The sequence below is a fragment of the Mycolicibacterium vaccae NBRC 14118 = CIP 105934 genome (genome assembly GCF_001552715.1).
Lineage (GTDB): Bacteria > Actinomycetota > Actinomycetes > Mycobacteriales > Mycobacteriaceae > Mycobacterium > Mycobacterium vaccae.
In genome coordinates, this window is the sequence record NZ_BCRS01000191.1 from 1 (window position 1) to 10,607 (window position 10,607).

Sequence of the window (10,607 nt, forward strand, 5' to 3'; positions counted from 1 at the left end):
GGCTGCGCACCGGCCGGCGGGGCGGCGGTTGCCACGAGCAGCAGCGCGGCGACGGCAGCGGCGAGGCGCACTAGCCCGGCAGTCGCCACGAGCGCGCGGCGCTCGTCAGCCCCTGGACCAGTGCGGAGGTGGCCGGAGACAGCCCGTCGTCGCCGGGCAGCCCGCTGCGCGGACTGGTGCCGCGGACCCGGGCCGAAAGCTCCAGTTGGGTACCGCCGCCGCGCACCCGGTTGACGGGATTGTCGGGGTGCAGGCCGCGCAGTTCCTTCGGGATCGCCTCCAGGTCGGTGACGATGCGGAACCCCGGGATGTCGGCGTGGCCGGCGACATGCTCGGCCAGGTCGCGATGACGCCCGCCCGCCAGGATCTGGTTGCTGCGGCCCAGCCGGCCGTAACCGTGCAGAGACACCACCACCTCGACGTGGTCGAGGAACTCTGCCAGCCGATCCGATTGCGCGGGATCGTATTTCGCCGACGGCAGGTGGTGCGGATAGTGATCGGGATGGCGGACCACATACAGCGAGGCGGCCGCGGCGTCGGCGGCGCGCTCGGCGATGACGTCGGTCATCTGCTCCAGCCCACCGCCGTGAATCGCCAGGAACCCGAACCGGGAGCGCAGCACCGAGTCTTCGACGACTGCGGGATCGGCGAGGAGCGTGGACAGGCTCTGCGGGGCAACGGAATCGACGTGTGTTGAGCGCTGCGGCCAGCGGCTGGGATCCCACCGCTCCAGGAACTGGATCCAGCGGCGCGGCAGGCCGTGGTGGCGGGCGCCGTCGAGAATGCGTTCCAGATACCCCGGACGCGGCGGCCCTGCTTCGACCCGATGATCGATGTAGACCCACGCCTTCGAAGGCCCGCGCTCGGTCATCACCGTGAGTTCGTCGCGCCGGTACCGGGCGGGCACGCCCTCGGCGCTGTCCAGGGTGGCCAGGTCGCGGTCGGAGAGCCGCCACAGCACCCCGTGCACCTCGGCGCCGGCGAACGGTTCGACCGTGGCGACCCCGCGCTCGTTGATCAGCCAGTCGTGGTCGGCCAGCATCGCCCGGCGCGGTTCGGTGGCGTCGGGACAGCGGCGCGCCATCTGCTGCACGCACAGATTCGAGCCGTACGCGAAGTAGAAGTGCCGGGCACCCATTCAGCCGGTCAGCGTCAGATAGATCAACACCACATTCAACAGAGTAATAAGGCCGGCGACGATCCAGCCCGACGTCGTGGTGATCCGGTGGTTGACGTCGGCGCCCATCAGCCCGGTGTCGGCAGTGAGGCGGATCAGTGGGATCAGCGCGAACGGGATGCCGAACGACAGCACGACCTGGGACAACACCAGCGCACGGCTCGGGTCCACGCCGACCGCGAGCACCACCAGGGCGGGCAGCAGCGTGACCAGACGTCGCGTCAGCAGCGGCACCGACCGGCGGATCAGACCCTGCATGATCATCGCCCCGGCATAGGCCCCGACGGACGAGGACGCCAGCCCGGAGGCCAGCAGGCCGATCGCGAACAGCAGCGCGACGCCCGGGCCCAGAGCGGCCTGCACCGCGGCGTGCGCGCCCTCGATCGAGTCGGTGTCCGCCACACCCTGCAGGTTGGTGGCCGCGACCAGCAACATGGACAGGTTCACCGCGCCCGCCACGAGCATCGCAATCCCGACATCCCAACGGGTGATGCGCAGCAGCGCCCTGCGGGCGGGTCCGGGCTCGGGGTGACCGTGCCGGTCGCGGGTCAGTCCGGAATGCAGGTACACCGCGTGCGGCATCACCGTGGCGCCGAGCATCGCCGCGGCGAGCAGGATGCTCTCCGCACCGTCGAAACGCGGAACCAGACCGGCGGCGGCCTCGCCGACCGGCGGCGGGGACGCGAACAGACTCGTCAGAAATCCGATCGCGATGACCAGCAGCAGACCCGTGATGACCCGCTCGAACACCTGCTGCCCGCTGCGGTCCTTGACGAGCAACAGCGCCAGCGAGACCGCGCCGGTGATCACCCCGCCGACGAGCAGCGGTAGATCGAACAACAGATACAGGGCAATGGCGCCACCGACCACTTCCGCGAGATCTGTTGCCATCGCGACCAATTCGGCTTGAACCCAGAAGGACAGCCGCGCCGGCCGCCCCATCCGGGCGCCGACGGCCTCAGGCAGCGAGGCGCCGGTGACCAGCCCGAGCTTGGCCGAAAGATACTGCACCAGACAGGCCATCAGGTTGGCGGCGACGATCACCCACAGCAGCAGGAAACCGAACTGGGCGCCGGCACTGACGTTCGCCGCCACGTTGCCGGGATCGACGTAGGCGATCGCGGCGACGAATGCGGGCCCGAGCAGCGCTAAGCGCGAATTGGCCCGAGGCCGGACTTCGCGCGCCACGATCCCCACTCTTGCACCGAGGGAGCAATCGCGGCGGGTGAAAGGAGGGTCCGGCTCCGGCGGTTACCGGGTCGAGCTCACCAGGGGCCGAGACCGTATGCGCCGACCAGCGGCCACACCCCGATGCCCATCCAGCCGCCGTAGTTCCACGGCGGCGGGGTGCTGGTGATCTGGGTGCTTCCGTTGGTCGTGCAGTACGTCACCGTCTTGCCGACGTCCGTGCAGTCGGGGGCGGCCGCAGCGGTGGGGGCGACGAGCACGGCGAGCGCGCCGAAGCCCCCGAAAAGCACTGCGGCCGTTCGTGCCAGAAGGTTCATGTCCGATCAGAACATGTAAGGGCCGTAGCCCTCCCACGGGAACATGCCGCCGCCGTACCACGGGAAGGCGTACATGCCGGGGGTCGAACTGATCTGAGCGTTGCCGGGCGATTCACAAACCTGGGTCTCTCCGCCGGCGCCGGCGGAGGTGGTCGAGCATCTCGGCTGGGCGCCCGCAGCGGGAGCCACGGCGATCGCGACGGAGGCTCCGCCAGCGACGAGAAGTGTGGCGAGAGTAGTCAGGCGAGCCTTCATTTCAGGATCCTTCCAGCGAGTGTCAAGCTCCAGCGTACAGACCTTTGCCTGTTATGGGCGGCATCTCCCGGGCGGTCACGATTCCGGGCGCAGCTACGACCACCGCCGGAATCGCATTGACCACACGGGCCGCCGTCGCGACCAGTCCGGCGTGGTTGTGGTCGCCGTGAGGACTGCTCAGGCAGAGGTCGAGTGTGTAGGACGGTTCGCCGGTGATCTCGATCCGGTACGAACCGCCGTGCTGGGCCGGCTGCGGCCAGTCCGGGCACAGGTCGTCACGCAGGCGGGTGACGTGTTCGAGCACTACAGCGACGTTTCCGTCTTTCATGCCGCGCACCTCGAAACGGATCGCCGCGGTGGTGCCCTGCTCGATCCGGCCCGCCGCGATGTCGAACGACTCCGGCGCCGGCACACGCACGTGCGTCTCGGTGACCTCGTCGAGTTCGATGTCCAACCCAGCCGCCAACTGTCGCACCACCGAGCCCCACGCAAGGCTGAGCACACCCGGCTGCAGCAACATCGGCGTGTCGTCCAAACTGCCGCCGAAACCCATCACGTCGAACATCACCGCGGCACTGTCGTAGGTGTCGTAGTTGATGATCTCCATGCAGCGAATCTGGTGAATCTGCTGGCAGGTACCTGCGAGAGCCATGGGAAGCAGGTCGTTGGCGAAACCCGGGTCGATGCCGTTGACGAACAACGTCGACGACCCCGCCTTGGCGGCGTCCTCGATCGGCGAGATCAGCTCGTCGGGCAGCACCTGCCACGGGTGCTGCAGGAACACCGCGCTGCTACCGACCACGTTGACGCCCGCGGCCAGGATGCGCCGGTAGTCCTCGAGCGCGTCAGGCAGCCGGTTGTCGGCCAGCGCGGTGTAGACGACGCACTCCGGCTGCGTCGCCAGCACCGCGTCGAGGTCCGTCGTCGCGACCACTCCCGTCGAATCCGGCAGTCCCGCAAGCTCTGCGGCGTCTCTGCCGGCCTTGGCCGGCGAGGACACCCACACCGCGGTCAGCTCGAAGCGCGGGTCGGAGATCAGTTGTGCCAGCGCGTGCCTGCCGACGTTTCCGGTGCCGACGGCGGCGACTCTGATGGCCATGACGGGCTCCTCACAGATCGGGGATGGGCAGGTCGAGGTTCGGGAAGGTGAGCCCACCATCGACCTCCAGTGTCTTGCCGGTGAGATAGCTGCCGGCCGGCGACGAGAGGTAGACGGCGGCGGCGGCGATGTCGAGCGGATCGCCGAGTCGGCGCAGTGGCGTGGCTTTCTCCATCGGATCGCGCAGTTCCTCGTTCTCGGCGACGATCTCCAACGCCGAGGTCAGGATCGAGCCGGGGGCGATCGCGTTCACCCGGATGCGCGGTGCCAGGTCGAGGGCCGACAGCCGGGTGTAGTGCGCCAGCGCGGCTTTGGCCGTCCCGTAGGCCGCGAACCCGCGACCGGCGAGCCGGCCCATGGTCGAGGTGACGTTGATGATGCTGCCGCCGCCGGAATGCTCGAGCATCAGCGGGACCGCGGCGGTGGTCAGTGCGTGTGCCGTCGCGACATTGAACGCGAACGCGTCGCGCAGGTCCTTGACCGAGGTGTTGAGGAGCGCGTTCGGCATGGTGCCGCCGACATTGTTGACGACGATGTCTAGTCGGCCGAAAGCGTCCACGGCGTGCGCGGCGAGCGCGGCGGTGTCCTCCGCGTGGGCGAGGTCGGCGACGACGATGTGGGCGCGCCGGCCCGCGGCCTCGATGCGCTGGGCGACCTCTTCGAGCTGGGATCGGGTGCGCGCGGCAATCAGCACGTCAGCGCCCGCTTCGGCAAAGGCCTGAGCCATCGCCGCGCCGAGGCCGCGGCCTGCGCCGGTCACCACCGCCACCTGATCGTCGAGTCGGAACCGGTCCAGAATCACGCGCGCCCTCCAGTGCTCACGGGGCGTCACGCTAGCAAGGAGTTCAGGCCCGCGTGGGTAGTTTCTGCAACACGTTCTAATCGCGTCGCGCCCCGTTCGTACGAACCGCGAGATCCGGCGGTCGAGAGGGGCGCCGGCTTCGGAGGAGGCGCCTGCCCGGGGTGCTGCGTGTCCTGCTCCCCTCATGAGTAACAGGAATCCGCATTTTTCAGCGGAAGTGCGAGTGAGTGGTCGCAAAGAGCGGATAGCTGGGACTGGGCGTGCTTGTGGGGCCGGCCGTCCATTCCTCAACGGCCCGAGTTCGCCTGAGATCTACTTGTTCGCCGCGGCCTTCTTGGCAGGAGACTTCTTGGCCGCCTTCTTCGCGGGTGCCTTCTTGGCCGCGGCCTTCTTCGCCGGTGCCTTCTTGGCCGGCTTGTCGCCGTCGTCGTCACCATCACCGGAGTTATCCGAGTCGTCGGCGTCATCGGAGTCGTCGGCGTCGTCGGACGTCTTCGAGGACCGGCTCGACGACGAACCCTGCTGCTTGCGCGCCTTCACACTGGCTTCGAGCTTGGCCAGCAGGTCGGAGACGTCCTCGGTCTCGTCGAGCTCCTGCGGTTGCTCCTCGGTGGTGAACGCCTCGCCGCCTTCGAGTTTCGCCTGGATCAACTCGTGCAGGTGTTCCTGGTACTCGTCGTGATAGCGGTCCGGGTTGAAGTCGTCGGTCATCGAATCGACCACCTGGCTGGCCATCTTCAGCTCGGCGGGTTTGACCTCAACCTTCTTGTCGAGCACCGGGAAATCCGGATCCCGGATCTCGTCGGGCCACAGCAGCGTGTGGATCACCATCACGTCGCGCTTGCTGAAATCCTTGACCCGCAGCGCCGCCAGTCGGGTCTTGTTCCGCAGCGCGAAGTTCACGATCGCGACCCGGTCGGTCTCCATCAACGTCTTGGCGAGCAGGACGTAGGACTTCGACGACTTGCCTTCTGGCTCCAGGAAGTAGGACCGGTCGAACAGCAGCGGATCGAGGTCGGCGGCCGGCACGAACTCCAGCACCTCGATCTCACGGCTACGTTCCTCGGGCAGTGTGGAGATGTCGTCGTCGGTGATGATCACCGTCTGTCCGTCGTCGGATTCGAAGGCCTTGGCGATGTCGCGGTACTCGACCACCTCGCCGCACACCTCGCACACCCGCTTGTAGCGGATCCGGCCGTTGTCCTTCTCGTGCACCTGGTGGAACTTGATGTCGTGGTCCTCGGTCGCGCTGTAGACCTTGACCGGGACGTTGACCAGTCCGAACGCGATAGAACCCTTCCAGATGGACCGCATCAGCCCAGTATGTCCGATACCGCGGCCCGATCGACGGTGACACGATCGGGCAGATCAGCCCCGGGCCGGGCCACCGTCAGCGCCGAGACCACCGTCGCCGCGCGCACCGCACCGGTCAACGCGTCGGTGCTGATGTCCGCCAGCGCGCCGCGGCGGTCCGCGCCGAGCAGGTCCATGGACCACAGCGCGTCGATCAGCCCGGTCATGAACGCGTCGCCCGCACCCACGGTGTCCACCACGTCGACATGCCCGGCAGGTACCCGCACGGTTCCGTTCGCACACATCGCGAGCGATCCCTCGCCGCCGAACGTCACCACCACGATCTTCGGTGCCAGCGTCAGCCATTCGCCGGCGATCTGTTCGGGCGTGCGGGTCGGATCGAGCCAGTGCAGGTCCTCGCTGCTGGCCTTGACCACATCGGCGCGTTCGAGCAGGTGGTCGATACGGGCGCGGGCCGTGTCCGGATCATCGATCAACGCGGTTCGGATGTTCGGGTCGAACGTGACCGTGGCCGACAGGTGATAGGCCGACACCAGCGCCTCGGTGGCCAGGCAACCCGGTTCCAGCACCGCGGCGATCGACCCGGTGTGCACGATCAGCGGCGGCGCCACCTCGGGGGTGCCGCTGAGCTGCCAGTCGATGTCGAACGAGTACGTCGCCGAACCCGACGCGTCGAGCAGCGCCCGAGCGGTCGCGGTGCGCGAAGCCGTCATGCTGTCCGAAACAAGTTGCGCACCCGAGGATTCGACGTAATCGGCGATACGCCGGCCGCGTTCGTCGGTGCCGATGTGGGTCAGGAAGTCGACGTCGCGTCCGAGCCGGGCCAGCCCGACGGCGACGTTCAGCGGGCTGCCGCCGACGTGCTCGCGAACAGGCTGACCGTCGCGTTCCACGATGTCGATGAGCGCCTCACCGATGACCAGTGCCCTCATCGTGTCGACGCTACCCCGTTGATTGTGGGTAATACCGTGAGGTGGTGGACCGCTATGACCGGGTGAAGCTGACCAACCCGGACAAGGTGCTGTATCCGGCGACCGGCACGACCAAAGGTGAAGTCTTCGACTATTACGTCAACGTCGCGGCGGCGATGCTGCCGCACATCGCCGGCCGGGCTGTCACACGCAAGCGGTGGCCCAACGGCGTCGAGGCGGAGGCGTTCTTCGAGAAGCAGCTCGCCTCGTCCGCGCCCGACTGGCTGGACCGCGCGACCATCGTGCACAAGTCCGGCACCACCACCTACCCCGTGATCGACACCGTCGAGGGGCTGGCCTGGATCGCGCAGCAGGCAGCGCTGGAAGTGCACGTCCCGCAGTGGCGGTTCACGGACGAGGGGAAGGTCGGTCCGGCCACCCGCATCGTGTTCGACCTCGACCCCGGCGAAGGGGTGACGTTCCGTCAGCTGTGCGAGGTCGCACACGAGGTTCGGGATCTGATCACCGACATCGGGCTGCGGACCTTCCCGTTGACCAGCGGCAGCAAGGGTGTGCACCTGTATGTCCCGCTGGACGAGCCGATCAGCTCGCGGGGCGCATCGGTGCTGGCCAAGCGTGTCGCCCAGCAGCTTGAGCAGACGATGCCCAAGCAGGTCACCGCGACGATGACGAAAAGTCTGAGGGCCGGCAAGGTGTTCGTGGACTGGAGCCAGAACAACGGCAACAAGACCACCATCGCGCCGTACTCGCTTCGGGGCCGCGAACACCCGACCGTCGCGGCGCCGCGGACCTGGGAGGAGATCGAAGATCCCGACCTCAAGCACCTCACGTTCGACGAGGTGCTCGACCGGCTCGACCGGGACGGTGATCTGCTCGCCGACCTCGACCCGCCCGTCCCGGTGCCCGACCGGCTCACCCGCTACCGCAGCATGCGCGACACCGCCAAGACCCCGGAGCCGGTCCCCGCCGACGCGCCCAGGACCGGCAACAACGACAAGTTCGTCATCCAGGAACACCACGCGCGCCGGCTGCACTACGACTTCCGTCTCGAACGCGACGGGGTGCTGGTCAGCTGGGCGGTGCCGAAGAACCTGCCCGAATCGCCGTCGCAGAATCACCTCGCCGTGCACACCGAGGACCATCCGATGGAGTACCTGACCTTCGCCGGCGAGATCCCCAAGGGGGAGTACGGCGGTGGCGAGGTCTATGTCTGGGACACCGGCACCTACGAGACCGAGAAGTTCAGGGACCACGCGCCCGACGGCCCGGCCAAGGGCGGCGAGGTGATCGTCACGCTACACGGCGAGAAGATCGAGGGCCGCTACGCGCTGATCCAGACCGACGGCAAGAACTGGCTGGCCCACCGGATGAAAGACCAGAACAAGCCGACCCCGGCGGATCTGGCGCCGATGCTGGCCACCGAGGGGTCGGTCGAGCGGATGACCAAGGGACAGTGGGCCTTCGAGGGAAAGTGGGACGGCTACCGCTTGCTCGTCGACGCGGACCGGGGCAAGCTCACGCTGCGGTCGCGGCGTGGACGCGACGTCACCGGCGAGTACCCGCAGCTGCAGGCGCTGGCAGCCGATCTCGCCGACCATCACGTGATCCTGGACGGCGAGGCGGTGGCGCTCGACGAGTCCGGCGTACCCGACTTCGGTCAGATGCAGAACCGGGCGCGTTCGACCCGGGTGGAGTTCTGGGCGTTCGACATCCTCTTCCTCGACGGCCGCTCACTGTTGAAGGCCAAGTACTCCGACCGTCGGCGGCTGCTGGAGGCGCTGGCCGAGGGCGGCGGACTGATCGTGCCCGCGGCGATCAACGCCGACACCGGACCCGAAGCACTCGAGGCGGCGCGAAAGAAGCGGTGGGAGGGCGTCATCGCGAAGAAGAGGGACTCGGCCTACCAACCCGGGCGGCGTTCGTCGGCGTGGATCAAGGACAAGATCTGGAACACCCAGGAAGTCGTGATCGGCGGCTGGCGACAGGGGGAGGGCGGACGCACCAGCGGCATCGGCGCGCTGATGCTCGGGATCCCCGACGACGACGGCCTGCAGTTCGTCGGCCGGGTCGGCACCGGGTTCACCGAGAAGGAACTGGCCGCGTTGAAGAAGACGCTGACACCCCTGCAGGCCGACGAATCACCCTTCGCGGCAAGGCTTCCGACTCAGGACGCCAAAGGGGTCACGTTCGTGCGCCCCGAACTGGTCGGGGAAGTCCGCTACAGCGAGCGCACATCGGACAACCGGCTGCGGCAGGCGAGTTGGCGTGGGCTGCGCGACGACAAGACCCCCGACGAGGTCGGGTGGGAATCTCCGCGGTAGAGGCGACGTCAGGTGCGGCGCCGGTAGATTCGATTTCGTGTCCGACCCGTCCAATGTTGCTGTCGTGCCCAGTGGGAATGGTCAGACTCGAACCAGAAGCGGTCTCGCCGTGGTCGCAGCGGGCGTCAGCATCTTCGTCGTCGCCGCGCTCGTCGTGGCCGTGGTCGGCGAGGGGCAGATCCGGTTCTCCGCTGACACCGCGGACACGATCCCGATGTGGCAACCGTGGCTGGCCGCGGCCGTCGGTACTGGGCTGATGCTGGTCACGCCCACCACTGTGCCGATTCGCGATCGTGCCGGACCGGCGGCTTGGGTTGCGCTGGAAGCCTTCATCCTGCTCGCTCTGGCGCTGACGTTCACGGTCGCGCTGACGCTGCTCGGACCGGAAGAGCCGAATTACATTGCGCTCAAGTTGGGGTTGCTCCTGCTCGGTCCGCTGCTGATGTTCGCTGTGTTCCGCCGGCGCAGGGCGGCCGCCAGACGAGATGCACCTGCCGGCTGGTGGCCGCTGGTACCGGCCCTGGGCTGGGCAGTCACGTACCTCGCCCTCTCGCTCACACATCCGCGGACCGGTTTCGAAGCTGACACGCTGACCGTAATCGCGATGGTGCTTATCGGGTTCCTGCTCAACGCCGTAGTAGAGGAGCTCTTCTACCGGCGGTGGCTACAGACTCGGTGGGAGCGCGTTCTCGGCGGAGTGTGGCCCGCCATCATTGTCAGCTCATTGACCTGGGCCTCCTGGCACATCGCCATCCAAGGGACCGGCGATTGGGTCGTGGACCTCGCGAATGTCGTTGCCAATCAAGGAGTCACCGGACTATTTCTCGGTCTCTTGTGGCAGCGACATCGGGCGATGTGGCCGCTGCTGCTCGTCCACGGGCTGATGAACGCCAACCCGCTCGCACTGTTCTAGCCGCGCCGGCACACGCTCGAGAGAGCGGTTGCCGATCCGCCGATTCGCAAGGCGCGTCATCGTTTTTGTCGGTGGTCGAATGTATGTTCGAAGTATGGCGAGCGGGGACCTGCAGGACACAGTGACCGCGTTGCGGGCTGCCTTCGACGAGGTGGCCGCCTGTGAGGTCGACCTGCTGACCCGCCCCGATCTTGTTGCGGCCCTGGATGAACTGGAAACGTTGTCGTGCCAATTGCCGGCGGTGGGTCACCGGCTGCTGGCGCGGTTGCAGGCCGAGGCCACCCCCCAA

At 67.6% G+C, this 10,607-nt stretch carries 10 protein-coding genes and 1 pseudogene; 3 read left to right on the forward strand and 8 right to left on the reverse strand.

Annotated elements, in window-relative coordinates; all coding sequences use genetic code 11:
• Positions 1-70 precede the first annotated feature (70 nt).
• From MVA01S_RS25995 to MVA01S_RS26030, 8 genes are all read right to left on the reverse strand, one after another.
• Positions 71-1,138 carry a poly-gamma-glutamate hydrolase family protein gene (locus MVA01S_RS25995; RefSeq protein ID WP_003930292.1) on the reverse strand — a complete coding sequence of 356 codons (1,068 nt, stop codon included), beginning with the start codon at positions 1,136-1,138 and terminating at the stop codon, positions 71-73.
• Positions 1,139-2,365, reverse strand: coding sequence for an Nramp family divalent metal transporter (locus tag MVA01S_RS26000; RefSeq protein ID WP_040541103.1), 1,227 nt, complete (start codon positions 2,363-2,365; stop codon positions 1,139-1,141).
• Between the two features lie 77 nt (positions 2,366-2,442).
• On the reverse strand, positions 2,443-2,682 hold the full coding sequence (locus MVA01S_RS26005) for a hypothetical protein (RefSeq protein WP_003930294.1): 240 nt from the start codon (positions 2,680-2,682) through the stop codon (positions 2,443-2,445).
• Between the two features lie 6 nt (positions 2,683-2,688).
• Positions 2,689-2,937: a hypothetical protein gene (locus MVA01S_RS26010; RefSeq protein WP_003930295.1), complete on the reverse strand. Its 249-nt coding sequence runs from the start codon at positions 2,935-2,937 to the stop codon at positions 2,689-2,691.
• Between the two features lie 22 nt (positions 2,938-2,959).
• Complete coding sequence (locus tag MVA01S_RS26015; RefSeq protein ID WP_003930296.1) at positions 2,960-4,036, reverse strand: NAD(P)H-dependent amine dehydrogenase family protein; 1,077 nt, start codon at positions 4,034-4,036, stop codon at positions 2,960-2,962.
• A gap of 10 nt (positions 4,037-4,046) precedes the next feature.
• Positions 4,047-4,838 (reverse strand): SDR family oxidoreductase, encoded by a 792-nt coding sequence (locus MVA01S_RS26020; RefSeq protein WP_003930297.1) that lies wholly within the window; start codon positions 4,836-4,838, stop codon positions 4,047-4,049.
• Between the two features lie 312 nt (positions 4,839-5,150).
• Positions 5,151-6,152: a non-homologous end joining protein Ku gene (gene ku / locus MVA01S_RS26025; RefSeq protein ID WP_003930298.1), complete on the reverse strand. Its 1,002-nt coding sequence runs from the start codon at positions 6,150-6,152 to the stop codon at positions 5,151-5,153.
• The gene (locus MVA01S_RS26030) at positions 6,152-7,084 is read right to left on the reverse strand and encodes a carbohydrate kinase family protein (RefSeq protein WP_003930299.1); all 933 of its coding nucleotides are present in this window, start codon (positions 7,082-7,084) and stop codon (positions 6,152-6,154) included. Before MVA01S_RS26030 ends, ku begins: the two co-directional genes overlap by 1 nt.
• A gap of 41 nt (positions 7,085-7,125) precedes the next feature.
• Between MVA01S_RS26030 and MVA01S_RS26035 the strand changes: the two genes are divergently transcribed.
• The 3 genes and pseudogenes from MVA01S_RS26035 to MVA01S_RS26045 all read left to right on the forward strand — a co-directional run.
• A complete protein-coding gene (locus tag MVA01S_RS26035) occupies positions 7,126-9,405 on the forward strand; it encodes an ATP-dependent DNA ligase (RefSeq protein WP_003930300.1) in 2,280 nt (759 codons plus the stop codon).
• 37 nt (positions 9,406-9,442) lie between these two features.
• Positions 9,443-10,318 (forward strand): CPBP family intramembrane glutamic endopeptidase, encoded by an 876-nt coding sequence (locus tag MVA01S_RS26040; RefSeq protein WP_237024223.1) that lies wholly within the window; start codon positions 9,443-9,445, stop codon positions 10,316-10,318.
• A 79-nt stretch (positions 10,319-10,397) separates the two neighbouring features.
• Positions 10,398-10,607: pseudogene (locus tag MVA01S_RS26045) on the forward strand (HNH endonuclease signature motif containing protein); the annotation flags it as partial.